This is a genomic window from Promicromonospora sp. NPDC060204, from assembly GCF_042728455.1.
Lineage (GTDB): Bacteria > Actinomycetota > Actinomycetes > Actinomycetales > Cellulomonadaceae > Promicromonospora.
Window position 1 is genome coordinate 16,046 of the sequence record NZ_JBHWZO010000015.1, and the last position, 26,648, is coordinate 42,693.

Below are 26,648 nucleotides of genomic sequence, written 5' to 3' on the forward strand. Positions count from 1 at the left end.
ACCCCCGGCGGCATGCCGGACACGTGCGCCATATCGCGACCGGATCGTTCTCGTGGCCGTCGCCCGGCGGGTTCGCCGGCCATTGTCCGCAGGGGCCGGGAAGGACACTCCGGCGTGTCGGCACGCCGGGGGTTTCGCAGGCCGGAAAAGCGACCGGCGGGTGAGACGTGCGCCACGACCTGCGGAAGGACTCGTGAATTACCCGTGGAACCAGTGGGCGATAGCACATTTCCGCTTGACGACTCCAGGCGACACGCGTGTAATTCCATGTATGCAGTTTTCGTAGCGAATACGCAACGGGGCCTGAAACTGCAGGTCTGGCCAGTCAGGCTTGATGGGTCGGTCGATCACATGATCTGCCGGCCAGGCCTCGGGGCACGGACACGGCATGGAGGGGCACGTCATGTGGAACATGCTGGAATCGGACGTGGAGTTCCCGACTGACGCGGAGAGCGAGGTCGCACCGGTGGCACCGGTCCTGCCCCTCTTCGGCGAGCTGTATGTGCTGAACGAGCCGGACGACTCCCTGCTCGGCTGGCAGGAGCGCGCCCTGTGCGCACAGACCGACCCGGAGGCATTCTTCCCGGAGAAGGGCGGCTCCACCCGCGAGGCCAAGAAGGTCTGCTCGGGCTGCGAGGTGCGGGCGGAGTGCCTGGACTACGCGCTGGAGAACGACGAGCGGTTCGGCATCTGGGGCGGTCTCTCGGAGCGGGAGCGCCGGAAGCTGAAGCGCCGCGCCGTCTGAGCCGGAGGCGTAGCGCAGGGTGAGGGCCGAGGAACGAGGCATCTCGCCCGGAGCGAAGCCGCAGGCTCAGACGGCAAAAAGCAGAGTCTGAGCACGTGACGCGAACGCGAGACCGGGCCCACGCAACCAGCGCACCGTTCGTCGCTCCCCGGCGCGTCTGCGGCGTGTCGGCACAGACGCGCCGCATGATGTGAAGCGAGATGAGCGCTCCACGTACCGACAGCCTGTCGGCCCCCAGCCCGGACCGGGGCTCCCATGCCGCCCCGGCGGGTCCGGTGTGGGCCAAGGTCCCGGCCCAGCCCTCCGTGCAGCCGCCCGTGGCGGTCACGGTCACCGCCGTCGTGGTGACCCGCGGCAGCAGCCCCTATCTCGCCGCGACGCTCGCCGCGCTGCGCGCCCAGTCGCGCACTCCGGACGACGTGGTCGTGGTCGACGTCGACACCGCCCCTGCGACGTCGGGCCACCAGGACCTGCAGCTCGGCGGCGCCCGGTACGTGGCCGGTGCGGGCGCCCGCACCTTCGGCGAGGCGGTCCAGGCCATGCTCGCCGCGACGGGGGTCCCGGAGCGCGGCTGGCTCTGGTTCCTGCACGACGACTCCGCCCCCGCGCCCGGCGCACTGGCCGCGCTGACGCGGGCGGTGGAGCACTCCAACGCCGTGGCGGTGGCCGGGGCCAAGCAGCGGCACTGGGAGTCGGGCCCGGACGGGCTGCCGCTCGACCCGGACACGGCCGACCGCGGCGTGCTGGTCGAGGTGGGGCACACCGTGTCGCCGCTGGGCCGGCGCATGACCGGCATCGACGACACCGAGATCGACCAGGGGCAGCACGACTCGCGCGAGGACGTGCTGGCCGTGGGGCTCGCCGGGGCGCTGGTGCGCGCGTCGGTGTGGCGAGAGGTGGGCGGCACCGACCCGGCGTACGGCCAGTTCGGCGACTCGACCGACTTCTGCCGGCGCGTGCGGCTCGCGGGCCACCGCGTCGTCGTCGTGCCTGACGCCGTGGTGCGGCACGCGCAGGTCGCCCTGCACGCGCCCGGCTCGGCCGGCGCGCGCCGCCGCAGCCAGCTCTACCTGCGCCTCACGTCCGTCGCGCCGTGGGTCCTGCCGTTCGCGATGCTCGCCATGGTGGTGTGGGCGCCGTTCGCCGCGAGCTACCGGCTCGCGATGAAGCACCCCGACCGGGCACGCGACGAGCTGGTCGCGCCGCTGTGGGCCGTGTTCCGGCTGGGTCCGCTGCTGCGGGCCCGGCGTCGGATCGCGCGCACGTCGACCGTGCCCCGCAGCGTGCTGCGGCCGCTCCTGGGCACCTGGCGCGAGGTCGCGGCGGAACGGCGGGACAAGCGGCTCGCGCGCGGCGAGGCCCACCGGGTCGACGCCGCGCCGTCGGAGCTGGAGCAGGCCGAGCTGCAGGTCCTGGCCGTGCGGCGCCGGTCGGCGCTCGCCGTGGTCGTGGTCGGCGCGGTGGGCCTCGCGGCCGCGCTGTTCGGCCCCGGGCTCGGCGCCCTCGCCTCGGGCGGGCGGCTGGTCGGCGGGGCCCTGCTCCCGGCCGGTGGCACGACGGCGACCACCTGGTCGGCGGCGACGTCCGGCTGGGTGCGTGACGGGCTCGGCACGGCAGCGCCCGCCGACCCCCTTCTCCTCGTCCTCTCCGGGCTGTCGGTGCTCGCGGGCGGCACCCTGCAGCACGCGGTGAACGCGCTGCTCCTGCTGGCCCTGCCGCTGGCCGCCGTCGGCGCCTGGGCCGCCGCGGGCACGGTGACGCGCTCCGTGTGGCTGCGCACCCTCGCCGCACTCGCGTGGACCGTCGCCCCCGCGTTCCTCGGCGCCCTGGACGGCGGCCTGCTCGGCGGCGTGCTGGTGCACGCCCTGCTGCCCTGGACCGCCGTGGCGCTCGTCCGCGCGGTGGGTGCCCAGGCCGTCGACCGGGTGCCGCACGCCGACGGCGCCCCGGACGGCGTCTCCGACGGCGCGGACGGCGCCTCGGCGTACTCCGCCCGGACCGGCACCGGCTCGCTCGGCGCGGCCGGCGCGGGCGGCCTACTGCTGGCCTGCGTGGTCGCGGGCGCGCCCGTGCTGCTCCCCGCCGCCGTGCTCGTGCTGGCCGGGGCGATGCTCGTCGCCCCCCGCCGCCGCGTGCACCTGGCGCTCGCGCTCGTCCCGGCCCTCGTGGTCGGCGCCCCGCTGTGGTGGACGGCGTTGCACGACCGCGACCTGAACCTCCTGACCGCCGAGCCCCTCGCGGGCTCGGGCGTCCCGGACCCCGGGACGGCCTCCGGGCCGGAGCTGCTGCTCGGCCTGCCCGCCGCTCCCGCCTCCTGGTTCGACGTGCCCGACGGCGGACCCCTGCTCACCGCGGCCGGCGCCGTCGTCGCGGCCGCGCCCTGGGTGCTCGGCGCACTGGTCCTCGCGCTCGCAGTGGTCGGGCTGGTCGGGGCGCTCGCCGGGATCGGCCGGCGGGGCGGCACGGACGCGGCGCGTCGCGTCGCGGCGACGGTGCTGGTCGGCTGGCTGGTCGCCGCCACGGGTCTCGCCGCGGCCGTGCTCGCGCAGGACGACGGCCGCTGGGTGGGCCCCGGGCTGTCCCTGCTGCTGCTCGGCCTGGGGGCCGCGGCGGTCGCGGGCGTCGGCGTGCTCACCGGCCACGGGGCGCCGCTCGCCGGCTTCCTGGGCTCGGCGCGCAAGGTCGCCGTCGTCGGCCTGACCGTGGTCGCGGTGCTGCTCCCCGCGACGCAGGCCGTGGTGTGGCTGACCGGCTCCGGCAGCGTCGCGCACGGCGGCCGGTCCGGGATGCTGCACGTGACGACCGACCCGGTGGTGCCCGCCGTCGGGCAGCAGATGCAGGCGCCGCCCCGGCAGGCCCGCGTGCTGGAGGTCGGCTTCTCGGCCGACGGCACGGTGCGGTACGCGCTGCTGCGGGCCGACGGCTCGCAGCTCGCCGACGCCTCCGTGGCGCCGCGGGTGGCCGCCCGTCCCGCGGGCGACCAGGCGGCTGACTCGGCGACCGACTCGGCGACCGACCCGGCCGCCGCGCTCGACGTGGTCGTGGCCGCGCTCACGTCCGGGACGACCGAGGGGGTGCCGCAGCAGCTCGCCGACCTGGGGATCGGGGCCGTGCAGGTCCGGTCCGACGCCCCCGCCGTCGGCGACCTCGTGGCCACGCTCGACATGGTGCCGGGCATGAGCCGCGTGACCGAGGGCCAGGCGGTCTCGGTGTGGCGCGTGGCGCCCACGGAGGAGCCGGCGCCCGGCTGGGCCCGGATCGAGGAGGACGGCGCGACGCGCCAGGTGCTGCCGTCGGGCGGCACGGCCGTGCACACGGACGTCGAGGCCGGGGGCGCGGACCGCGTCGTCGTGCTGGCGGAGTCCGCGGGCCGGGGCTGGCAGGCGTCCCTCGACGGACGGCGGCTGGAGCCGGTCGCCCCGGACGAGGCGGCCGGGCTGCAGGCCTTCACGCTGGGCCCCGACGCCGGGCACCTCGTGGTCCGGTACGAGGCACCGCACCGCACGGCCTGGCTCGTGCTGACGACGTTCACGCTGGTGGTCTTCGCCCTGCTGGCACTGCCGGTGGGACGCAGGAGGGGTCGATGAAGCGCAAGAACCTGACGGCCGGGTCCGCGGTCCGACGCGCGGCGGCCGCGGTGGGCGCCCTGCTGTGTGCGCTGGCGGTCGGCGCCCTCGCCACGACGGGCACGGCCGCCCCGGGCGGCGCCGCCTCCGACGCGGCCCCGGCGGTCGACGACGCGCGTTCCGTCCCCGTGGCGGCCACCGAGACGGGGCTGGTCTGCCCCACGCCGGCGCAGCTCGAGCAGCCCGACGTCGGCGACGACGCGTTCAGCGCCGCCCCCGTCGCGACGACCACGTCGCTGACCGCCGCCGTGCTGGACGGGGCCACCGGCGAGGAGCCGGCGGTCACGACGCTCGACGGCGAGCAGGAGGCGGAGCTCACGGGGCCGCTGGAGCAGGGCGCCGACGCGGCGGTGCTCGGCGGCAGGCTGCCGGGCGCGCGCGTGCTGCGCCTGACGCCGTCCGCCGCGACCTACGCCGCCGGGACCGTGGCGTCCGTGACCACCGAGGGGGACCTGCGCGGCCTGGTCGCCGGGCCGTGCGTGGAGCCGGCCGTGGAGCACTGGCTGGTGGGTGGCAGCACCTCGGTGGGGTCGAGCGGCCGCCTGGTGCTGCAGAACCCGGGCCGTACCGCGGCCACCGTGACCCTGCAGGCCTGGGGCGCGTCCGGCCCGGTGGTGCTGGGGAGCCAGTCGCTCGTCGTGGTGCCCTCGGGCGAGCAGGTGGTCACCATGCTGGAGGCCGTCGCGCCCGACCAGGGCCGGCTCGCGCTGCACGTCACCGCCGAGGGTGGTCGGGTGGGCGCCTACATGCAGCACCACCGGATCGACGGGCTCGTGCCCGCGGGCGCGGACCTCGTCGTGTCGGGCGCCGCGCCGTCGGCCACGACGGCGGTGTCCGGCGTGACCAGCACGGGCGAGACGGTGGACGACCCGCACGCCCCGCGCCTCGACGTCCTGACGCCGGGCACGCGGGCCGGCACGGCGCGGCTCGCGGTGCTCGGGCCTGACGGCCCGGTGCGGCTGCGCGGTGGCGAGGAGCTGCCGCTCGAACCGGGGCAGGTCACGACCCTGCCGCTGGGCGGGCTGCCCGCCGGGAGCTACACGGTGGTGGTCGACGCCGACGTGCCGGTGGTCGCCGGCGCGGCCGTGGACCGCAAGGGCACCGCCGCGGACGACGCCGTGATCGACGACGACCCCTACGACCGGGCCTGGCTGGCCGGGCAGGCGGTAGCAGGAAAGGCGGGCACCGAGCAGGGAACCGCCGACGGCGCCGTCGCCGTCCCGGAGGACGTCGTGTACGGCGTGACGCTGAGCGGCGTGCCCGACGAGCGCGGCCCCGACGAGATCGAGGACGCGACGGGCAGCACCGAGGTGACGCTGCGCGGCGTCGGGCCGGACGGCGAGGTGGCCTGGACGCACCCGGTCGACGTGCCCGTCGGGCAGACCGTCGAGGTGGGCTGGTCCGAGCTGGAGGAGCTCGGCGAGGCCGTGGCGGTGGTCGCGGAGCAGCCCGCCGACCAGCCCGAGGTGGTCTGGTCGCTGCGGCTGGTCCAGGCCGACGACGCGAGCCTGTTCTCGGTGCTGGCCCCGACGCCCCCGCTCGCGGCGGACGGCGACGTGCGCGTGCGCCGGGTCGACGCCGCGGGCTGACCCCGCGCCCCGCCGTCCGGCCCAGGAACGTCCGGGCTAGGAACGCTCGCCGAAGTTCGGGTCGATCTCCTCGGGCGTGCGCGCCAGCAGGTGCGCCACCTGCTCGACGACGACGTCGCGCACCAGGTCCGCGAGGTCGTCCAGGTCGACGGCCCGCACCTCCACGGGGCGGCGGTAGACCACCACGCGGCCGGGGCGGCCGGCCTCGGCGGGGAAGAACCGCCCGAGCAGCACGCCGCCGTCCTCCCACGGCGCGGGGTCCGACGGCGGCACGTCCTCCACGGCGAACTCGGTGCCGCGCAGGTGCGTGGCCCAGGTCCGGTCGAGGTCCTCGACGACGTCGAGCACGAGCTCGTCGAACCGCTGCGCGCGCGTGCGGTGCGCGGGGGTGCCCGGCGGGAACATCGGGCCGCGCAGCCCGCGCCCGCGCCGGTCCCGCCGCCGCGGTGCGGCGTCCTGTCCGGACTGCCTGGACGCCTCACCGGGCGCGCCGGGACGGGCGGCGGCGAGCCGGAGCAGGTCGGCCTGCGAGGCCTTGGAGATCCCGGCGGGGCCGGGTGAGCCGCTGGTGGAACCGGTACCGGAGGAGCCGTTGCCGGACGAGCCGCTGGACGAGCTGCCGGCGGGGCCGGAGCCCCGGCCCGACCGCCGGTTCCGGCCGCGAGGAGAAAACGGAGGCACCTACTGACGATACGTCGGATCGGGGGTGCGATCGGTCATCGCCACGACGACCGGCTCGCTTCACCTCGCACCCCTATCCTGTGGGCGTGCGCGACGATCCCGCCGAGGCGGCGTACCGCAGAGCCCTGGCGCTGGTCACCGCGCTCGTCGTCCTGACCGGCGGGCTGTGGGCGGTGCTGACCCCGGCGTTCCGCGCCCCGGACGAGCCGCAGCACGTCAACAGCGTGCTCCGCCTCGCGTACGGCGGCGGCTGGCCGCCCGCCGGCGAGGCGCTGGTGGGCCCCGCCGTCGACGCGGCGCGGGACCAGTCCGCGCTGGCCACCGACGTGCCCGGGCGGCACCTCGACCGCGTCGACGTACCCGCGTTCGTCGGCGTGCCGCCCACCCCGGACGCCGAGCGCGGCACGGTGACCGGCGGGAACGCCCTCGCCGACCCGCTGCCGCCGGGCACCGATACGCGGCACCTCGACACCGAAGCCGTCGACCAGATGACCCAGCACCCGCCGCTGTACTACGCGGTGGCGGCCGGCGTGCTGCGCGCCACGGGCCTGGCCGAGGCGCGCTGGGACCTCCAGCTGCTGGCGCTGCGGCTGTTCGACGTCGTCCTGCTGGCGCCCCTGCCGCTGCTGGCGGCCGCGGCCGTGCGCCGGCTGTCGCGGTCGCGGGCGGCGGCGCTGGTGGCGGCGTCGTTCACGCTGTTCGTGCCGCAGGCGGGGCACATCCTGGGCAGCGTCACCAACGACGCCCTCGTCACGCTCACCGGCGCGGCCACCGCGTACCTCTGCGTCCGCGTGCTCACGGGCGACCTGCGGACGCGGACGGCGGCCGCGCTCGGCGCGGCGGTGGGCCTCGGGCTGCTCACCAAGGTGATGGCGGCGTTCGCGCTGCCGGTGGTCGTGGCCGCGTACCTCATGGCGTCCGGCCCGCGCGGCCGGCGGGCGGCCGGGGTGCTGCTGGCGGGTGGTGCGGCGTTCGTCGTCGGCGGCTGGTGGTGGCTGCGCAACCTGCTGGTGCTGGGCACGGTGCAGCCCGTGGGCATCCCGGACCGGTTCCCCGAGGCGGAGTCCCGGGGCCTCTGGTACTTCCTGCGGACCGTCGTGACCAGCCTGACCAGGTCGTTCTTCGGCAACTTCGGCTGGCTGGAGGTCCGCCTGCCCGACGCCGTGTTCTGGACGGCGGCCGTCGTCGTCGCCGCGCTGTGCGCGCTGGCGGTGCTGCGCGGTCCCGCGCGGCGCGCCACCGCGGTGCTCCTGCTGCAGCCGGCGGCGCTGTGGTGCGGCGTGCTGGTCAACGCCTGGCCCGACTACGCGGCCCACGGCTGGATCTCCGCGGTGCAGGGCCGCTACCTCTTCGCGGGCCTCCTCGCGCTGAGCGCGGGGGTGGCGCTGGGCCTGCTCGCCCTGCTCGGGCCGCGCCTGCGCCGCGCGATGCCTTGGGTGGTCGCCGCGGCGGGCCTGGCCGCGGTGAGCGGCCTCGCCTACGGGTTCTGGGGTTTCTACCAGGGCCCGGGGCAGTCCCCGGCCGACGCCGCGGCCCGCTGGGCCGGGTGGAGCCCGCTCACCGGGGCTCAGCTCGTGGCGCTCTGCCTCGTGGTCGTGGCCGCGGGGATCGCCGCGGTGGTGGCCACGGCCCGGTTCGCCCGCAGCGCGAGCGCCGCAGAGGCGGCGACCGCGCCGGCCGCGAGCACGCCCGCGACGGCGGCCGGCAGCGGCAGCTCGGCGTAGTAGCCGGGCGGCGCGGGCGTGGTCAGCTCGACCGTGAGCCAGACCGCCAGGTCGATCATCGTCAGGGCGGTCCAGGCGGGGACGAGCCGCCCGGGCCGCACCGCCAGGCCCGCCGCGATCGCGAGGCACAGCGGGAGCGAGACCACCAGCAGGTAGCGCGGGTAGACGCCGCCGCTGCTGGCGGCGTACGTGACCTGCACGGTCACCGCGACGGCGACGGCGACGACGGGCAGGGCGCGCAGCAGCAGCCGGTCGGTGCGGTGCACCGGTGCGCCGCCGGGCTCGTCCGGCGCCGCGGGGGAGAGCGGGCCCCGGGCGGCCGCCCGCCGCCGTCGGACCACCGCAACCAGCGCGAGCACCAGGGGCGTCCACACGAGCAGCGCGGCGGTGACCACCATCGTGGTGAGCGTGAGCGCCGTGTTCGGGGGCAGGCGACCGGCCCACCAGAACAGGTCGGGCAGGCGGGTCCAGGTCTCCGGGTCGGCGAGCACCGCCCACACGGGACGCTCCGTCCGGTTCTGGTTCGCCAGCGCCCAGTCGAAGTGCGAACCGGTGACGGTGCCGGTCAGCTCCAGGTTGCGCAGGTAGAACCAGCCGCTGGTGGCCAGCACGGCGCCGGGGCCGGCCAGCGCCAGCGCGCCGACGGGCGCCCACCGGCCCCGGCCCTGCGCGGCTCGCACCGCTCCGGCGGCCAGGGCGACGCCCGCGACCACGGCGGCGATGAGCGCGGCGGACAGCCTGGTCAGCGCGCACGTCGCCGCGACCAGGGACAGCCACGTGATCAGCCGGGCGTCGAGCCCGCGCCGGACCGCCGTCGCGGCCAGCCCGAACAGGGCGGTGACGGCGGTGGCGGCCAGCAGGTCGTTGTACGCGCTGCCGCCGACGTGCGCCGCGGCGGGCATGGCCCCCGCGAGGAACGCCACGAGCGGGGGCAGGCGGCTGCCCGGCCGGGTCAGCCGGCGCGCGCTCCACCACGCCGCGAGCACGAGCACGCCGCTGAGCAGCACGTTCACGCCGCGGGCCGCGTAGACGGCGGCGACCGGGTGGCCGGCGTCCGCCAGGGGGCCCACGAGCGGGGCGACCAGCAGGTAGTACAGCGGCGGGTGCTGGGCGGTCCACTGCACGGGGGCGAGCCAGGCGCCGTCGGGCCGCAGCACGAGGCCGTCCTCGAAGACAGGCAGGTCGCCGTGCCACACCTGGTAGGCGTAGTCGACGTGCGGGGGCTCGTCGCCGGTCGCGTAGGGCGCGTCGGCCAGCGCGACGGTGAGGGACAGGAGCATCCCGGACAGCACCGCGACCAGCAGGGCCAGGCGTTCGGCCCGCTGCACACGCAGCCGGGTCATGCGGCCGGCACCGGGTCGGCGTCGGCGCGGGGTCTCCGGGCGGCGTCGTCCGGCGGCGGGACGACGGCCGTCCGCGCGACCGAGACTGCGACGGCGGCGGTGAGCGCGGCCCCGGCGGCCACCACCGCGCCGAGCACCGCGGCGGGGAGGGGGTACCAGTGGCCGACGGCGGCCAGGGCGCGGCCGAGCGCACCCGGGCCGCCGTCCGCGGGCCACCAGTACAGGCGCCACACGTCGTACTGGTACGCCAGGTGCATGCCCCCGGCGAGCACCAGCACCGCCGCGGGCACCACCCGCCGCCACCGGGGCCGCAGCACGGCGGCGCCGGCGAGCGCGACGACCAGCAGCCCGACCAGGCCGGTGTAGAGGTAGCGGCCCTGCTGTGCGGCGCCGACGTCGTGGAACGCGGCGAACTGCTCCCAGGATCCGCGGGCGACGATGGCGGCCAGCGCGGGCACGGGGAAGAGCAGCACGAGCGCGTCGAGGCGGGGGACCGGCCGGCGCGCCAGGGCGGCGGCGATCCCGGCGACCACGAGGACGAGCGCCACCCGCGCCGCCCACCACGACGCGTCATGCGCGCGGGCGGCGGCGTGGTCCTGGACGAAGAAGAGCGTGACCATGCGCTCGGCGAACCGGCCCAGCCAGGTGAGGCCGCCGTCGGACCAGCCGTACACGGGGGTGAGGTCGGGCGGGGTGGCGTGCGTGCCGTGCGGCTGGAGCATCCCGTGCACCACCACGTTGCGCACCCACCACGCGATCCCCGGCACGGTGACGACGGCGACCACCAGCAGCGACGTCGCGGCGGAGCGGAGCTGCCCAGGGCGGCCGCGGAACCGCCAGGCGGCGACGACGTAGGCCAGGAGGATCCACGCGGGGAACATCAGGGCGAAGCCCTTGGTCAGCAGGGCGAGCGACGAGACCAGCCCGAGCAGCAGGGCCGTGCGGCGGGTGAGGTCGCCGGTGAGGACCCGGGCCACCAGGAGCGTCGCGCAGGCACCGAGGACCACCAGCAGGTTGTCGTTGTTGACCGCGGACTCGAGGTGCGTCAGCTCGGGGACCGCGAGCGGGCCCAGGGCCGCCGCGACCGGCAGGGGCCCGGGGAGGCGCAGCCGCCGCGCCGTCGCGAACAGGAGCAGCGGCAGCGGGAGGGCGAGCAGCGCGTTCCACCAGCGCAGGAGCAGCCAGACCTGGTCCAGCGGGGCGTCCTGCCATCCGGGCACCAGGCCCACGACGCCCGCGCCGAGCAGGTAGTACAGCGGCGGGTGCTGCACGAGCTGGTTGAACACCGGGGCCTCGGCGCCGTCCGGCCCCGGCGCCGTCAGGGTGGCGGAGCCGCCCGCCGCCCGGTACGACGGGCGCTCGCCGCGCGGCGGGACGTCGTCGCGGTCGGCGAGGTGCTGGGGCCCCTCCAGGCTGTCGGCGCCGATGAAGCCGCCCGCCGTCACGCCCCGCGTGACGAACGCGGTGCCCGGGCCGGGCCACGGCCAGGCGTCGCCCTGCCGCACCTGGAGCACGAGGTCCACGTGCTGGCGCTCGTCGGGCGAGCGGACGTTGGGGAAGACCGCGGTCTGGGCGAGCATGACGGCCAGGTGCAGGAGCACGATCAGCCACACCACGCCGGGGACCGTGCGGGGTCGGGACACGCGTGCAGGGTAGCCACGGCAGGTTGCCCCGGCCGGGCGCCCCGGTCACGGCCGGGTAACAGTCATTCCCCGGCACCCAGTGTTCACGCCCTGGTCATGTGCCGCTCCTACGCTCGTGACGCGAGTCACTGCTGCTCGGAAAACACTTCTCGGAACCACACCTCGGAACACTGCTCATCGAAGGCACAGGCCATGAAGCTGTTCGTGCAGATTCCCTGCTTGAACGAGGAAGAGACCCTTCCTGACGTGCTTGCCACGATCCCCCGCAGCATCCCGGGGGTCGACGAGATCGAGATCCTGGTCGTCGACGACGGGTCCACGGACAACACCGTGGAGGTCGCACGCCGCCTCGGTGTGCGCCACTTCGTGCGGCACACCCGGAACATGGGCCTGGCCCGGTCGTTCCGCGACGGCGTGGACTACGCGCTGCGGCACGGCGCGGACGTCGTGGTGAACACCGACGGCGACAACCAGTACCCGCAGGAACGGATCGGCGACCTGGTGCTGCCCGTCGTCCTCGGGGACGCCGACATCGTGATCGCCGACCGGCAGACCGCCACCATCGCGCACTTCTCCCCGCTCAAGAAGCTGCTGCAGCAGGCGGGCAGCGCCGTCGTGAACTTCGCCGCCGGGACCGACCTGCCCGACGCCGCGAGCGGGTTCCGCGCCTACTCGCGCGGCGCGCTGCTCCGGCTCAACGTCGTCACGCAGTTCAGCTACTGCATGGAGACGATCATCCAGGCCGGGCACAAGCGGATGCGCATCGTGAGCCTGCCGGTCACCACCAACCCGAAGACCCGCGAGTCCCGGCTCTTCACCAGCATGTGGCAGCACATCGCCAAGTCGGCCCAGGCCATCAGCCGGTCCTACGTGATGTTCAAGCCCCACACGGTGTTCGTCACGCTCGGCCTCCTGTTCGCGCTCGGCGCGCTGGTCCCGTTTGGCCGGTACGCCGTGCTCCTGGCCACGGGCACCGCCGGGCAGCACCTCCAGTCGATCGTGCTCGGGGCGACGTCGATGGTCGGCGCGCTGCTGAGCTTCGCCCTGCTCGTTCTCGCCGACCTCCAGCGCACCAACCGCGTGCTGCTCGAGGAGACGCTGGAGCGCCTCAAGGAGGTGCAGTACGGCACGACGACGGGGCCCGCCGCGCCGGGGCTCGCGGACGTCCCCGCGAGCGTCCAGTGATCACCTTCGGCACGTACGACGCCGCACGGCACCCCCGCACCGCCGTCCTGGTCGCCGGGCTGCGCGCGCACGGGATCAAGGTCACCGAGCTGAACCGGCCTCTCGGCCTGTCCACCGCCGAACGGGTCCGGATGCTCCAGCAGCCCTGGCGGCTGCCCGTCCTCGCCGCCCGCCTGCTGCGGTGCTGGGCCGCGCTGGTGGGCGACGCCGTGCGGCACCGGCGGGCGGAGGGCCGCCCCGAGGCGGTGCTCGTGGGGTACCTGGGCCACTTCGACGTGCTCCTGGCCCGCCTGCTGTATCCCCGTTCCACGGTGGTGCTCGACCACCTCGTCTTCGCCGGGGACACCGCCGCCGACCGCGGGGCCGCCGGCCTGCGCGTCCGGCTGCTGACCGGGCTCGACCGGCTGGCCGTCGCGTGCGCCGACATCGTGGTCACCGACACCGACGAGCACCGGCGGATGCTCCCCGACCCGGACAAGGGCGTGGTCGTGCTGGTCGGCGCCCCGGACGAGTGGCGGACGGCGGGGGAGTCCTCCGCCCCGTCCGGCGAGCACCACCTGTCCGGCGTCTTCTTCGGGCTGTACACCCCGCTGCAGGGCGCGCCCGTCCTCGCCGAGGCGGTGCGCGACGCCGTCGCGGCGGGCGCGTCCCTGCGCGTCACGATGGTCGGCGCCGGCCAGGACCTGCCCCGCACCCGCGAGATCCTCGCGGGCACCCCGGGCGTGGCCTGGCACGACTGGGTCGAGCCCGGCGAGCTGCCCGCCCTGGTCGCCGCGCACGACGTCTGCCTCGGCATCTTCAGCGACACCCCGAAGGGGCTGCGCGTGGTGCCCAACAAGGTGTACCAGGGCCTCGCGGCCGGCTGCGTGGTCGTCACCTCGGACACCCCGCCGCAGCGCCGCGCCCTCGGGGAGCACGTCGAGCTGGTCCCGCCGGCCGACGCCGCGGCGCTCGCGGCCGGGCTCGTCCGGCTGGGCGACCCGGCGGCGCTGGCGGCCGCGCGGGAGCGGGCCGCGCGGGGCCGCGACCGGATCCGGCCCCAGGTCGTCGTCGAGCCGCTGGTCGCGGAGCTGCGGCGCCGGGACGTGTCGTGACCGGGCTGCTCCGGTCGCGTTGGGTGCGGTGGGGCTTTCTCGGCGTCGCCCTGGCGCTCGCGCTCTGGTACGTGCTCGCCCACCGCGATGCGCTGGTGCGTGCCGCGGCGGGGCTGTCCGCGGGCGAGGTGGCGCTCGTCGTCGTCCTCGGCGTGCTGTACGTGGGGTGCACGCTGCTGGCGTGGCGGGCCGTCCTGGCCGACCTGGGCTCGCCGCTGCCGCTGCGTGGCGCCGTCGCGGTGTTCGGTACCAGCCAGCTCGGCAAGTACGTGCCGGGCGGGGTGTGGAACGTCGTGGCCGCCGCCGAGGTCGGGGCGGCGCACGGCGTGCCGCGCGCCCGGTCGGCGGCGGCGATGCTGGTGACCGTCGCGGTCTCGGTCGCCTCGGGCGCGGCGGTGGGCGCGGTGACGCTGCCGCTCGCGTCCGCGGGCGCGCTCGGCGCGTGGTCCTGGGTGGTGTGGGCGGCGCCGGTGGTCGTGGTGGTCCTCGCGCCGCCCGTGCTGAACCGGCTGATCGCGCTGGCCCTGCGGGTCGCCCGGCGCGGCGCGCTGGAGCACCCGATGACCTGGGGCGGCCTGGGCCGCGCCGCCGCGTGGTCGGTGGCGGGCTGGCTGGTGGCGGGGCTGCAGCTCTGGGTGCTCTGCCTGGGGCTGGGCCTGCCCCCGACCGCCCGGACGCTCGCCCTGGCCACGGGCGGCTGGGCGCTCGCGTGGACCGCCGGGTTCCTGTTCGTGGTCGCGCCCGCGGGTGCGGGCGTGCGCGAGGTTGTGCTCGCGGCGGTGCTCGCCGGGGTGCTGCCGGGCCCGGCAGCGGGGCTCGCGGTGCTCGTCAGCCGGGTGGTCCTGACCCTCGTCGACCTGGCGTTCGCGGGCGCGGGGCTGCTCCTCGCCCGGGGCGCCGGACGAATTCGTGCCGGATCACCGCCGTTACGCCCGTGAATGCCCGGCGTGTTCGGCACGTCCTACCCGGTCAGCGGCGTAGTCTCGGCGCGTGAGATCGGTGAGACAGTGTTCGCGCTCGGCCTGCACCAATGCGGCCGTGGCGACGCTCACGTACGTGTACGCGGACTCGACCGCGGTCTTGGGTCCGCTGGCGCACCTGGCCGAGCCCCACAGCTACGACCTGTGCGCGGAGCACGCCGAACGGCTGACCGCGCCGCGCGGGTGGGAGGTGGTGCGCCTCATGCCCGAGTTCGAGGACGCGGGGCCGAGCCCCGACGACCTGTCCGCGCTGGCCGACGCCGTGCGCGAGGCCGGCCGCCGTCGTCGTCCGGCGGAACCGCCGACCGTGACGGAGACCGCGCGCCGCGGCCACCTCCGCGTCCTGCGCGCGGACGACGACAACTCCGCCTGACCCTCCGTCACGGATCAGACGTACAGGTCACCGGGATGACCTGTACGTCTGGCACGGAAGGGATCAGGGGACCCAGGCGCAGACCGCGTGGCCCGCGCCCGTGAGCTCCAGGTTGCCGGCGTCGTGCGGCACGAAGACCGACTCGCCCTGGGCCAGGCGCTGCGGCCCCTCCTCGGAGCGGTCCGCCGTGAGCACCAGCTCGCCGTCGAGGCAGAGCAGGATGCGCGGCCCCGTCGCGGGCAGCGCCACGGGCTCGCCCGGGTCGACGTCGGCGGTGGTCAGCGCGAACTCCGTGACCGGCACGCGGTAGGTGTGCACCTGCCCGCGGCTGCCCGCCGTCGTCACCTCGGGGGCGGACGGCTGCTGCGGGGCGAACACGGTGCACGCGACGAGGTTCTCCTCGTCCACGAGCTTGGTGGTCAGGCCCGCGCGGAGCACGTTGTCGGAGCTGGCCATGATCTCGATGCCGACGCCGGACAGGTAGGCGTGCACCACGCCCGCGGGCGTGAACGCCGCCTCGCCCGGCTCCAGCGAGAACCGGTTGAGCATGAGGGACGCGATGGCGCCCGGGTCGCCGGGGTGCTGCTCGGCGAGGTCGATCACGGTGCGGTCGGCGCGCTCGAACGGGGAGCCGGCTGCCAGGCGGGCCCGGACCGACCCGAGGGTCGCCTCGATGTCGGCGGCGCAGGCCTCGTCGGCGCGCGCGGAGAGCAGGTGGTTGAAGGCCTCGCGCATGCCGTCGTGGCTGCGGTCGTGCAGCAGGGCGGCCCGCACGCTCGCGACCATCTCGCCCGCCAGGCCCTCCAGCACGTCGAGGATGGTGCGCGGCGTGCGGAAGCCCGCCAGCCCCTCGAACTGCGAGAGCGCGACGATCATCTCGGGCTTGTGCTGGTCGTCCTTGAACGACCGCTTCGGCGAGGTCAGCGGCATCCCGGCCTTGTTCTCCCGCGCGAAGCCCTCCCGGGCCTGCCGCGGCGAGGGGTGCACCTGGAGCGACAGCGCCTTGCCGGCGGCCAGCACCTTGAGCAGATACGGCAGGCGCGGCCCGAACTGCTCCGCGACCCGGTGGCCGAGCGTCTGCACGGGCGCCTCGCGGACCAGGCGGTCGAGGGCGACGTGGTCCACCTCGCCGTCGCGCGTGATCGCGCTGACCGACGGCGCGCTGGTATGCGCGCCGAGCCACATCTCCGCCTGTGGCTCACCGTCCGGTTCCGCGCGGAGCAGGTGCGGGATCGCGTCGACGGACCCCCAGTCGTACCGCTGGATCGTGTTGGTCAGCGGGAGCGGGGCGTGGAACTGGGCAATCGCAAGCACGGCGCAAGGATAACCGTACGAAACATCCGGTTCCTGGACAGGAGGCGGTCGGGGCACCCCGACCCGCAGATCGGGGGCACCCCTGATCGCGGTGGGCCGTCCGCGTTCCGTAGGCTGGCGGCGTGGCCATCGACCTGAGCACCCTCGTCAAGGCGTACGACGTACGCGGTGTCGTTCCCGACCAGCTCTCCCCGCACGTGGCGCAGGCCCTGGGGGCCGCGTTCGCCCGCGTCGTCGTCCTCGCGGACGCCGCGGACGGCGACGAGGACGCCGGCGACGCCGCGGCGGGCCGCCCCGCCATGGTGATCGGCCGCGACATGCGCGACTCCGGCCCGGAGCTGGTGGACGCGTTCGCCCGGGGCGTCACCGACCAGGGCGTGGACGTCACGCTGATCGGGCTGTGCTCCACCGACGGGCTCTACTTCGCGTCGGGGCGGCTGGACGTGCCGGGCGCGATGTTCACCGCGAGCCACAACCCGGCGCGCTACAACGGGATCAAGCTGTGCCGCTCGGGGGCGCGCCCGGTGGGGCAGGAGACGGGCCTGGCGCAGGTCCGCGAGCTGGCACAGGGCTACCTGGACGGCGGGCTCCCCGAGCCGGTCGCCGAGCCCGGCCGGGTCACCGAGCAGGACGTGCTCGCCGACTACGCGGCCTTCCTGCGGGAGCTGGTGGACCTGTCCGGAGTGCGGCCGCTGAAGGTCGTCGTCGACGCCGGCAACGGCATGGGCGGCCTGACGGTCCCCGCCGTCCTGGGCGACGCCGCGGGCCTCGCGGGGCTGCCGCTGGAGGTCGTGCCCCTGTTCTTCGAGCTGGACGGCACGTTCCCCAACCACGAGGCCAACCCGCTGGAGCCGGCCAACCTGATCGACCTGCAGGCCGCCGTCGTGGCGAACGAGGCGGACCTGGGGCTCGCGTTCGACGGCGACGCCGACCGCTGCTTCGTGGTGGACGAGCGGGGCGGTGCCGTCTCGCCGTCCGCCATCACCGCCCTGGTGGGGCTCGCGGAGGTGACCAAGGAGCTGACCGCCGGCCGCACGCCGACGGTGATCCACAACCTGATCACGTCCCACGCCGTCCCGGACCTGCTGTCCGCGGCGGGCGCGGAGACGGTGCGCACCCGCGTGGGGCACTCGTTCATCAAGGCGCAGATGGCGGAGCACGGCGCGGTGTTCGGCGGCGAGCACTCCGCGCACTACTACTTCCGCGACTTCTGGTTCGCGGACACCGGGATGCTGGCCGCGCTGCACGTGCTGGCCGCGCTCGGAACGCAGGACCACACGATGTCGGAGCTGGCCGAGATGTTCGAGCCGTATGTCGGCTCGGGCGAGATCAATTCGACGGTGCCGGACGCCGCCGCGGCGACCGAGCGGGTGCTGGACGCCTACCGGGCGGCCTACCCGGGGATCGTGGTGGACACCCTGGACGGGGTGACGGTCTCGCACTGGGAGTCGCACCCGCAGTGGTGGTTCAACCTGCGCGCGTCCAACACCGAGCCGCTGCTGCGGCTGAACGTCGAGGCCGCCGACCAGGACATCATGGAGAAGGTGCGCGACGACGTCCTGTCGCTCGTGCGTGATCCGGCCGCTGCGCCGGCCGAGGGAGAAGAGACACCGTGAGCACTGCCAAGACCGAGGCGCTGGAGCCGTGGGTGCGCGAGATCCTGCGCTGCCCCGTGACCGGGGCGACCCTGACGGACGGCGTCGGGCCCGGCGGCGAGCCCGAGCTGCACTCGACCGATCCCGAGCGGCCGCTGGCCTACCCCGTGCGCGACGGCATCCCGGTGCTGCTGGAGTCGGACGCGCGCCCGCTCTGAACCCGCGCCGTACGTGGCAGACGCTCAGGTCACCCGGGTGACCTGAGCGTCTGACACGTTCCGAGGGATGGGCTCAGCCCGGCTGGATGCTCGTGAACCAGGACGACGGCACGTTGCCCGCCGAGGTCTTCGCGCCCACGCGGGACCGGATCTGGTCGGCCTTGCCCGAGACGCTCCTCGTGGCGCCGCTCGGCGACGTGGCCACGAGCCGCTTGACCTGACCGCTCGAGTACCGGGCCGTCACCTTGATCGACCGGACCCGGTCCAGGCCGAAGAGCTGCTGCGCCCTGGCCTGGCTGAGCGCCCGCTCCCAGCGCACCATGCCGTTGCCGGGGGCGGCCTTCGAGTACGGGTCCGTCTCGGACCGCTCGTAGGGCACTGCCGACGACCACACGTCCTCGGACCGCGCGCTGCGCCAGCCGTACCGGCTGCTCCCGCCGCTCGACGAGTAGTAGTGGGCGGCCACGGGCCGGCCGCCGTAGGTCAGCACGCTCGCCCGGCTGAGCGTGCGGGCGGTGGAGCTGACGGCCTTGCGCCAGTACCCGCTGCCCTCGCCCGAGGCCTTCTTCCACCCGGAGAACTGCTGGTCCCGGATGTCGTCCACGACGTGGCAGCGGCAGACCCCCTTGCGCTGCCCCGTCTCCAGCACCGCGTAGGAACGGGCGACGACGGCCTGCGCGCGCAGCGCCTGCTGCCCGCCGGCCGAGCCCCAGGAGGAGGGCATCTCGGCCACGCCGTACAGGTAGTCGGTGTTCAGCCGCAGCCGGTTGACGACGTTCGGCACCCCCTGCGAGGCGCTGAGCAGCAGCCGCCCGTACCGGTAGGAGCCGTGCGCGCCCTTGACGCTCGCCGTCGCGGGCTTCGCGCCGGGCCGGTAGGACGGCGTCCCGGCCCACTGGAGCGTGAGCTCGTCGTGCCGGTGGAGCCTGCCGTCCGGGGTGCGCACCAGCACGTCGCCCTTCGACGTCGACACCTTCAGCGTGCCCGCCGGGCCGAAGGCCACGGTCCGTTCGCCCGCGCGCAGCCGCCATCCGCCGCCGCGCACCGTGACCTTCGTCGCGCCCGTGTCGCCGTAGCTCGCGTACGAGTACGGGTCGGGCCCGTAGACCTGGACGTCGATCAGGGTCTTGGTGTTGACCCGCTTGGCCACCGTGCCCTGGTAGTAGTGCGCGAGGATGCCGGCGGCGGAGTGCCCGCGCCGGGACATCTCGTAGGCGCCGTACTGCGACATCCCCACACCGTGCCCGAAGCCTGAGCCCTCGATGACGAACCGGTCGGGCACCGCCGCGCTCGCGGTGCCCGGGGCGGCGACGAGCGACGCCGCCGCGAGGACGAGGGGGAGCAGGAGGTGACGCCAGCGGCGCGGGCGACGCTGCCTCCGCTCGCGTTCGCGCCCGCCGCGGGGGGCGGGGGAGGGGACGGGTCGTTCGGCGCCGGCTCGTGTGCTCATGGTGATCACTCCCTGCCTGCACTGTGCATCACCGCCGGACGCTCGGCACCTGGGGTCACCTGGAGTCACCCGTGGGTCACCCGAAACGGGTGATTGATGCCGACATGGGTGCGGTATCGCCCGACGGTGCCTACGGTCGTGGCCATGACGCCATTCGTGCGGAGAACGACCACGACATCCCTGGTACTCGTGCTCTCCGCCGGTGGCGTGCTGCTGCCGGCGATCGAGCTGCCCCTTCCGGAGGCCTCGGCGGTGACACCGGAGCTCGACGAGGTCCGCCTGCGCGGCGTCGACCCCGCGGCGCGGCGCGACCCGAGCGCCCTGCGCGCGGCGCAGGGGCACGACGAGGCCCACGCGGACGCCCCCGCGGACGCCAGGGCCGACGGCGGGGCGGGCGGCACGCAGTCCGACGCCGACGCTGACACCGACGCCGGCGCCGCCGCTGCGACCGGCCGGCTCGCGGCGCTGAGCCCGCGCACCGAGACCCTGGACTTCCTCGTCGCCGGCGTCACCTGGGACGCCGGCACGGACGAGGAGGTCACCGAGGTCGCCCTGCGCGTCCGGGAGGACGACGCCTGGGGCGCCTGGCAGTCGGTCGGCGTCGAGGAGGTCGGCGCCGACGGCGCGGGGGTCCCCGGCGGCCGGGCCGGGACCGAGCCGTTCCTCTCCGCCGGCGCCGACGCCGTGCAGGCCCGCGTGCGGACGGTGAGCGGGCGGACGCCGTCCGGCCTGCGGGTCGACGTCGTGGACCCGGGCGCCACGGCCGCCGACGCGAACGCGGGGGCGACGGCGCAGCCGGCGGGCTCGGCGAACGCGGCGACCGGCGACGAGATCCGGCCGGCGCTGGTGTCGCGCAGCGCCTGGGGCGCCGACGAGTCGCTGGGCGAGGTGTGGCCCGAGGTGTCGGGCCGGCTGGACGCGATGTACGTGCACCACACGGCGGGCACCAACTCCTACAGCCGGAGCCAGTCGGCGGCGATCGTCCGCGGCATCTACGCCTACCACACGCAGTCCCGCGACTGGCCGGACATCGGCTACCAGTTCCTCGTCGACCGGTACGGGACGGTCTTCGTGGGGCGCCGGGAGGCGGCGACGGACAACCCGATCGGCGCGCAGGCCGGGGGCTTCAACACCGGCACCATCGGCATCTCCGCGATGGGCAGCTTCGACTCGGCGTCCCCGACGTCGTCCCTGCTGCGCAGCCTGGAACGGGTGCTCGCGTGGAAGGCGTACCGCTACCACATGCCCGTGACCGGGACCGTGGGCCTGCCGAACGGCGGCAGCTCGGGGTCCGGCACGCGCAGCGACCCGGGCGACGTGGTGCGGGTACCCCGCATCCTCGGCCACCGCACCACGAACTTCACCGCGTGCCCCGGGACCCGCCTGGCCGAACGGCTCCCGGCGATCCGCCGGGCGGTGAACGCGATGAAGAAGGCCGCGCTCGACCGGTACGGCACCGTGCGCTTCACGACCGGCACGATCACGGCGCGGGCCGCGAAGGGGAACCAGTACCCGGTCCAGTGGCCGGCCCGCACGCGGTTCCACTGGGCGCCCGAGCCGGGGGCGGTGCGCTACCAGGTGCTGGAGCGGTACGCCGGCCACAGGTCGCCCATGCCGAACGAGCGTTACTGGCGGCGGATCGTCACGGTGTCGGGCACCTCGGCCAACCTGTACGCCGCCGAAGGGCTGTCGGTGCAGTACGCCGTGCGGGCGGTCGACCGCAACGGCCGGCTCGGTCCGATCTCGCACCTCGTGCGGACCACCCGCCCCGTGTCGTTCGCCTCGATGACCCGCACCACGGGCACCTGGGCCCTGGTGCGCAACAACGCCTACTTCCGGGACCGGGCCTGGTCCACCGTGCACGCCGACAGCCGGCTCGTGGTGTCCGACGTCGAGCGCGTGACCCAGGTGCGGGTCATGACCGCGACGGCGCCCGGGCGCGGACGGGTGGCCGTGTACGTGGGGTCCACCCGCGTGGGCGTGCTCGACACCGACCGGCCGAGCGCGGCGCAGCGGGTCCTGACCGTCCGCCTCCCGCGGACGATGTCGGGGCGGGTGACGCTGCGCACGCTCGACGACGCCCGGGTGCGGGTCAGCGGGGTGGCGTTCGTGCGGTGGTGAGCCTCCCACGAAGCACTTCACGGAGGGGGTAGGGACCGCCTGTATCCTCGTGGGCGTTCATCCGCCCCGAAAGGTTGGTTCCCGTGAAGCACCTCGTCCTGCACGTCGGCGCGCACAAGACCGGTACGACGCTGGTGCAGAAGGCCCTCCGTGCGAGCCGTGAGGCCTTCGCGGCGCGTGGCTACGACGTACTCATCCGCAACGAGTACGAGAACCTCACCGAGGGTCACCACTCCCGGTGGCGCCGGCAGGGCGGCAGCCTCCGCAACGTGACCCGGGCCTTCGAGATGGTGCGGAACGCAGCGACGCAGGACAGCCTGATCATCTCGCACGAGGACCTCCTGGCCTCGGTGCACTCGTTCCGGACCGGCCCGCTGTACGCGCCCGCCGGCGACGTCCTGGGGATCGCCCAGGAGGTGCTGCGGCCGGAGCGCACCACGGTGCTGCTGTACGTGCGCCGCCAGGACCGGTTCGTCGAGAGCTCCTACCTGCAGACCGTGCGCGTGGGCTCGACGCAGTCGTTCGAGGAGTTCATGAAGCCCGTGACCGCGGACAACCTGCGGTGGGACGCCCTGGTCGAGACGATCAAGGGGGCCGTCCCCGCGGACGCCGAGGTGCGGGTCAACTACTTCGAGGGCATCAAGGAGCTGCACTCGCGGCCGTTCGTGCGCGAGTTCTACCAGCAGACCGGTGCGGGCGTGACGCCGACGTTCTCCTTCAACACCGAGGCCGTCAACCGCGGGTACTCTGACGCCGCACTGAAGCTCGCGCTCGTCGGCAACGGCGAGCTCGACGCGGAGGACCGCCGTAAGCTCCGCCTGTTCCTCGACGCCAACTTCTCCAACGTGACGCACCCGTCGCCGCTGCTCCTGACGCCGGAGCAGCGCGAGCAGATGCTGACCGAGCTCGCGCCGTCCAACAAGGCGCTGCACGAGATGGTGACACCCGGCATCTCGCAGGCCGCGGCGGACCTCGCGGTGAACAAGGGCGAGTCGCCGTACCTCCGCGGCGGGAAGTGACCCGGACCGCGACATGACGTTCCGTCGCCCAGGGGGCGGCGGGCTTGGCAGATCTGACCACACTGATCAAGGATGGTTCCCGTGCATTCCAAGACCCGGCGCGTGACACGATGAAGCGACTTCGACTTTTCCATTTCGACATCAAGACGTACGGCAACTACGGGGACACCCTGCTGTTCGAGACCGTGCGCGAGCTCTTCGAGGGCTTCGCGGGCGGGGACGCCTTCGAGATCGTCCAGAGCCGGCAGCTGCGCGACCCCGTGACCGCGCGCCTGGTCGACTTCATCAACGAGAACGTCGACGCCGTCGTCGTCGGCGGTGGTGGCCTGTTCCTCAGCGACACGAACCCGAACCAGCGCTCCGGCTGGCAGTGGAACATCTCGCTGGACCTGCTGCGCCGCATCGAGAAGCCGCTCATCATCTTCGCGGTGGGCAACAACCGCTTCATCGACCAGCCGGACTTCGAGGACCCGTTCCGCGAGCACGTCAACCTGACGCTCGAGAAGTCGGTGTTCTTCGGTCTGCGCAACCACGGCTCGGTGGAGACCATCAAGCCGTACATCAAGGAGTCGAACCGCGACCGGGTCACGTACCAGCCGTGCCCGACGACGCTCTCGTCGTTCCTGTACCCGGACCTGTTCCGTGACGAGATCCCGCACGAGCGCCGCATCTCGGCCGAGTCGATCGTGGGCAAGCGCCAGGCGCGCGCCGGGTTCGACGCCGACAAGATCTACGCCGACCAGGTGGACGTGCTGGCCAAGCTCTCCGGCGAGGGCTGGCGCGTCGAGAGCGTGCCGCACGCCCGCGCCGACATGGGCTTCCACGACCGGCTCACCGAGCGCGGCATCGTGGACAGCGAGCACGTGCTGTGGGGCAACCGCGACGTGCTCTACCAGGGCATCGAGTACTTCGCCGGCCTGCCGATGATCCTGGGCACGCGCGGCCACGCGCAGATGGTGCCGTTCGGCATGGGCGCGATCCCGCTGTCCCTGTACGTGCACCACAAGATCCGCTACTTCGCGACCGACATCGGCCACGCGGACTGGGCGATCGACCCGCGCGCGGACGGCTTCCAGGACACCCTGTACCGCACCATCAACGAGTCCTACGAGCGCCAGCCGGAGCTGCGCAAGGAGCTGGCGGGCGTCCGCCAGGGCTTCTTCGACACGTCGATGGACAACCTCTCGTCGATCTACAAGAGCCTGACGGGCGAGACGGTCAGGCCGTCGTTCCGCGCGCTGACGCCGCAGGAGCGCCGCACCGCGGCCCGGGCGTACGACTCGTCCATGCGATTCGACAAGCTGGAGCAGGACAACGGCCGGCTCAAGCGCGAGCTGAACAAGGCCCGCAAGGACCTCGAGGCCGTGGGCGGTCCCCGCAAGCAGCTCGTGCCGGACGGCCTGCGCCGGCGGCTGCGCCCGCTGCGCAAGCGCCTCATGGGCGGCTGACCTGACGTGAGCCGGAGCGCCGGGGTGGTCCGCCGACCGCCCCGGCGCTTTGTCGTGCCCGGAAATCCGCGCCTGCGGGCCGGCCCGCGCGTACTCTCGGTGCGATGAAGCACCTCGTGCTCCACGCGGGCGCCGCCAAGACGGGCACCACGCTCGTGCAGAAGGCCCTCAACGCCAACCGGGAGAAGCTCGCGGCGCAGGGCTACGCGGTCCTGGTCCGGCACGACTACGAGGCCGCCACCGGCGGGGCGCACGCGCGGTGGCGCCGCAACGGCGCCGGGATCGAGAACGTCGGCCTCGGCTTCGCGCGGCTGCGCGACCAGCTCGACCACGAGAGCCTCGTGCTGTCGCACGAGGACCTGTTCGCGACGGTGCAGTCGTTCCGCACTGGGCCGGTCTACCGGGCCGCGGGCGACGTGCTGCGCATCGCCGTCGAGGAGCTGCGCCCCGAGCGGACCACGGTGCTGTTCTACGTGCGCCGGCAGGACCGGTTCGTGGAGAGCGCCTACCTGCAGACCGTCCGCATGGGCTCCACCCTCACGTTCGAGGAGTTCATGGAGCCGGTCGCCGACGAGAACCTGCGCTGGGACGTGCTCGTCGACCGGATGCGCGCGGCGCTGCCCGACGGCGCGGACCTGCGGGTCAAGTACTTCGAGACCATCAAGACCCTGGGGTCGCGCGGCTTCGTGCGGGACTTCTTCGCGGCGACCGGCGCGGGCGTGCCGCCGGAGTTCTCGTTCAACACCGCGAGCGTCAACCGGGGCTACTCGGACGTGGCGCTGCAGATCGCGCTGCTCGGCAACGGCCTGCTGGAGAAGCAGGACACGCAGGAGCTCCGCCGCTTCCTGGACGCGCACTTCTCCAACCTCACGCACCCGGCACCCCGGCTCCTGACCCCGGACCGGCGGGCGGGGCTGCTCGCCACGCTCGCGCCGTCGAACGAGGCCCTGCACCGGGGGATCGGCGCGGACGGCACGTCGCCGTACCTGCCCGACGCCGGGTGACGCCGTCGCGGTCCCCGCGCAGGTCCGGCGGCCCGCGGTTATATTCCCCAGAAGGGGGCAGCCGCGCGATGTGAGGGGACCATGCGACGTCTACGCCTTCTGCACCTCGACCTCAAGACCGTCTACAGCTACGGCGACCAGCTCCTCTTCGAGCTCGTCCGCCAGACCTTCAACTCCTGGGGCGGCGGTGAGCAGTTCGAGCTCACGAGCAGCAGCCCGTTCCGCGAGCGGGCGACCACCGCGTTCGTGGACGACATCAACGAGCACTTCGACGGCGTGGTCATCGGCGGCGGGGGCATCTTCCCGCGGCGCACCAACGCCACACCCGCCTCGGGCTGGCAGTGGAACATCACCACGGAGCTGCTGGCGCGGCTGAGGAAGCCGATCATCGTGTTCGGCGCGGGCAACCCGGCCCCGTTCGACCCGGAGCGGTACAACGAGGTGTTCCGCAGGCACGTCAACCGGACGATGGCGCAGAGCGTCTTCTTCGGCCTGCGCTCGACCGGCGCCGTCGAGGACATGCGCGACTGGCTGGAGGCGCCGGAGGACGCCCCGCAGCTCACCCTGCAGCCGTGCCCGACGACGATCGCGCGCGTGCTGCTGCCGCGCATCGCGAGCGAGCCTCCTGACGAGGACGCGCGGCGGATCGGCATCCAGGTGGGCCTCGAGGCGGCGCACGTGAGCTCGGGTCTGGAGCCCGAAGCGATCTTCCCGCGGCTGCGCGACCTCGTCCTGGCGCTCCAGGAGGACGGGTGGGCCGTCGAGTTCCTGGGCCACAAGCGCACGGACATGAAGTTCTTCCAGGAGTACGGCGCCGAGCTCGGGCTGGTGGGGCACCGGCTGTTCGGGAGCACCCGCGTGCTGTTCGAGGGCGTCCGCACCTACGCGCACCTGCCGCTGGTGCTCGGGGCGCGCGGTCACTCGCAGATGATCCCGTTCGGCCTGAACAACATCCCGCTCTCGCTGGGCACCAACAACAAGATCAAGTACTTCGCCCACGAGATCGGCCATCCCGAGTTCCTGGTCGACCCGTGGCGGAGCGACTTCGCGACCGACGCGTTCGCGCGGATCGACGCGGCCGACCAGAAGCGCGCGGTGCTGCGCGCGGAGCTCGCGGCCACCCAGCAGCGGTTCGTCGACACGACCCGGCACAACCTCTCGGTCATCTACGAGCGCCTCACCGGGGAGCAGGTCGACGCCGACCTCGTGCCCTACCGCGAGCGGGAGCTCAGCCTCGCGCAGGCCTGCTACGACGCCGACTTCGAGCGGCGCCGGCTGGCCGAGGAGGCCCACGACGCGCAGGCCGCGGCGCGGGGGCAGGCGGCCGGCGCGGTCGCCGGGCAGCGCACCCGCGCGGCCGTGCAGGCGGTCCCGGGCAAGAACGGGTCGCTGGCCACCTTCCGCCGGATCGTGCGGGCCGGACGCCGCAGGGCCCGGCGCGCGCTCAGCCGGTAGCACGAACCCGGTAGCACGAAGCCCGTGGGCGGGAACCATCC

Annotated in this window: 19 protein-coding genes; 15 read left to right on the forward strand and 4 right to left on the reverse strand. The window is 74.7% G+C overall.

Features of this window, described 5'->3' with window-relative positions; translation table 11 throughout:
* Positions 1 to 403 precede the first annotated feature (403 nt).
* The 3 genes from ACFWEJ_RS03720 to ACFWEJ_RS03730 all read left to right on the forward strand — a co-directional run bounded on the left by ACFWEJ_RS03720 (position 404) and on the right by ACFWEJ_RS03730 (position 5,960).
* The gene (locus tag ACFWEJ_RS03720; RefSeq protein ID WP_036960858.1) at positions 404 to 745 is read left to right on the forward strand and encodes a WhiB family transcriptional regulator; all 342 of its coding nucleotides are present in this window, start codon (positions 404 to 406) and stop codon (positions 743 to 745) included.
* Positions 746 to 945: 200 nt separating this feature from the next.
* Complete coding sequence (locus tag ACFWEJ_RS03725) at positions 946 to 4,332, forward strand: glycosyltransferase family 2 protein (protein WP_377227859.1); 3,387 nt, start codon at positions 946 to 948, stop codon at positions 4,330 to 4,332.
* Positions 4,329 to 5,960 carry a DUF5719 family protein gene (locus ACFWEJ_RS03730; RefSeq protein ID WP_377227860.1) on the forward strand — a complete coding sequence of 544 codons (1,632 nt, stop codon included), beginning with the start codon at positions 4,329 to 4,331 and terminating at the stop codon, positions 5,958 to 5,960. Before ACFWEJ_RS03725 ends, ACFWEJ_RS03730 begins: the two co-directional genes overlap by 4 nt.
* Positions 5,961 to 5,996: 36 nt before the next feature.
* Here the strand turns inward: ACFWEJ_RS03730 and ACFWEJ_RS03735 are convergent, their stop codons facing one another.
* Positions 5,997 to 6,641, reverse strand: coding sequence for a metallopeptidase family protein (locus ACFWEJ_RS03735; protein ID WP_377227861.1), 645 nt, complete (start codon positions 6,639 to 6,641; stop codon positions 5,997 to 5,999).
* A gap of 86 nt (positions 6,642 to 6,727) precedes the next feature.
* On the opposite strand from ACFWEJ_RS03735, the gene ACFWEJ_RS03740 reads away from it, so the two are divergent.
* On the forward strand, positions 6,728 to 8,365 hold the full coding sequence (locus ACFWEJ_RS03740; RefSeq protein WP_377227862.1) for a DUF2142 domain-containing protein: 1,638 nt from the start codon (positions 6,728 to 6,730) through the stop codon (positions 8,363 to 8,365).
* Between the two features lie 1,339 nt (positions 8,366 to 9,704).
* On the opposite strand, the gene ACFWEJ_RS03745 is transcribed toward ACFWEJ_RS03740, so the two are convergent.
* Positions 9,705 to 11,351 (reverse strand): phospholipid carrier-dependent glycosyltransferase, encoded by a 1,647-nt coding sequence (locus tag ACFWEJ_RS03745; RefSeq protein ID WP_377227863.1) that lies wholly within the window; start codon positions 11,349 to 11,351, stop codon positions 9,705 to 9,707.
* A gap of 219 nt (positions 11,352 to 11,570) precedes the next feature.
* On the opposite strand from ACFWEJ_RS03745, the gene ACFWEJ_RS03750 reads away from it, so the two are divergent.
* The 4 genes from ACFWEJ_RS03750 to ACFWEJ_RS03765 are packed head-to-tail and all read left to right on the forward strand — an operon-like array spanning position 11,571 to position 14,983.
* Positions 11,571 to 12,536: a glycosyltransferase family 2 protein gene (locus ACFWEJ_RS03750; protein WP_377227864.1), complete on the forward strand. Its 966-nt coding sequence runs from the start codon at positions 11,571 to 11,573 to the stop codon at positions 12,534 to 12,536.
* Positions 12,533 to 13,630, forward strand: a complete 1,098-nt coding sequence (locus ACFWEJ_RS03755; protein ID WP_377227865.1) for a glycosyltransferase — start codon at positions 12,533 to 12,535, stop codon at positions 13,628 to 13,630. Before ACFWEJ_RS03750 ends, ACFWEJ_RS03755 begins: the two co-directional genes overlap by 4 nt.
* The gene (locus tag ACFWEJ_RS03760; protein WP_377227866.1) at positions 13,627 to 14,568 is read left to right on the forward strand and encodes a lysylphosphatidylglycerol synthase domain-containing protein; all 942 of its coding nucleotides are present in this window, start codon (positions 13,627 to 13,629) and stop codon (positions 14,566 to 14,568) included. Before ACFWEJ_RS03755 ends, ACFWEJ_RS03760 begins: the two co-directional genes overlap by 4 nt.
* A 52-nt stretch (positions 14,569 to 14,620) precedes the next feature.
* Positions 14,621 to 14,983, forward strand: a complete 363-nt coding sequence (locus ACFWEJ_RS03765) for a DUF3499 domain-containing protein (protein WP_026366101.1) — start codon at positions 14,621 to 14,623, stop codon at positions 14,981 to 14,983.
* Positions 14,984 to 15,046: 63 nt separating this feature from the next.
* Here ACFWEJ_RS03765 and manA read toward each other — a convergent pair whose 3' ends face one another.
* Complete coding sequence (gene manA, locus ACFWEJ_RS03770; RefSeq protein WP_377227867.1) at positions 15,047 to 16,297, reverse strand: mannose-6-phosphate isomerase, class I; 1,251 nt, start codon at positions 16,295 to 16,297, stop codon at positions 15,047 to 15,049.
* Positions 16,298 to 16,419: 122 nt separating this feature from the next.
* Between manA and ACFWEJ_RS03775 the strand changes: the two genes are divergently transcribed.
* Together ACFWEJ_RS03775 and ACFWEJ_RS03780 are read left to right on the forward strand one after the other, a co-directional pair.
* Complete coding sequence (locus ACFWEJ_RS03775; protein ID WP_377227868.1) at positions 16,420 to 17,913, forward strand: phosphomannomutase/phosphoglucomutase; 1,494 nt, start codon at positions 16,420 to 16,422, stop codon at positions 17,911 to 17,913.
* Positions 17,910 to 18,110 carry a Trm112 family protein gene (locus ACFWEJ_RS03780; protein WP_377227869.1) on the forward strand — a complete coding sequence of 67 codons (201 nt, stop codon included), beginning with the start codon at positions 17,910 to 17,912 and terminating at the stop codon, positions 18,108 to 18,110. The genes ACFWEJ_RS03775 and ACFWEJ_RS03780 overlap by 4 nt, the downstream gene beginning before the upstream one ends.
* A gap of 73 nt (positions 18,111 to 18,183) precedes the next feature.
* Here the strand turns inward: ACFWEJ_RS03780 and ACFWEJ_RS03785 are convergent, their stop codons facing one another.
* Positions 18,184 to 19,560 (reverse strand): SpoIID/LytB domain-containing protein, encoded by a 1,377-nt coding sequence (locus tag ACFWEJ_RS03785; protein ID WP_377227870.1) that lies wholly within the window; start codon positions 19,558 to 19,560, stop codon positions 18,184 to 18,186.
* A gap of 144 nt (positions 19,561 to 19,704) precedes the next feature.
* Here ACFWEJ_RS03785 and ACFWEJ_RS03790 point away from each other — a divergent pair, with 144 nt between their 5' ends.
* The 5 genes from ACFWEJ_RS03790 to ACFWEJ_RS03810 all read left to right on the forward strand — a co-directional run bounded on the left by ACFWEJ_RS03790 (position 19,705) and on the right by ACFWEJ_RS03810 (position 26,607).
* The gene (locus ACFWEJ_RS03790) at positions 19,705 to 21,681 is read left to right on the forward strand and encodes an N-acetylmuramoyl-L-alanine amidase (RefSeq protein WP_377227871.1); all 1,977 of its coding nucleotides are present in this window, start codon (positions 19,705 to 19,707) and stop codon (positions 21,679 to 21,681) included.
* Between the two features lie 83 nt (positions 21,682 to 21,764).
* Positions 21,765 to 22,700, forward strand: coding sequence for a hypothetical protein (locus tag ACFWEJ_RS03795; RefSeq protein WP_377227872.1), 936 nt, complete (start codon positions 21,765 to 21,767; stop codon positions 22,698 to 22,700).
* A 110-nt stretch (positions 22,701 to 22,810) separates the two neighbouring features.
* On the forward strand, positions 22,811 to 24,148 hold the full coding sequence (locus tag ACFWEJ_RS03800; RefSeq protein ID WP_377227873.1) for a polysaccharide pyruvyl transferase family protein: 1,338 nt from the start codon (positions 22,811 to 22,813) through the stop codon (positions 24,146 to 24,148).
* A 104-nt stretch (positions 24,149 to 24,252) separates the two neighbouring features.
* Positions 24,253 to 25,152 (forward strand): hypothetical protein, encoded by a 900-nt coding sequence (locus ACFWEJ_RS03805; protein ID WP_377227874.1) that lies wholly within the window; start codon positions 24,253 to 24,255, stop codon positions 25,150 to 25,152.
* Positions 25,153 to 25,233: 81 nt separating this feature from the next.
* Positions 25,234 to 26,607, forward strand: coding sequence for a polysaccharide pyruvyl transferase family protein (locus tag ACFWEJ_RS03810; protein WP_377227875.1), 1,374 nt, complete (start codon positions 25,234 to 25,236; stop codon positions 26,605 to 26,607).
* Positions 26,608 to 26,648: the final 41 nt, after the last annotated feature.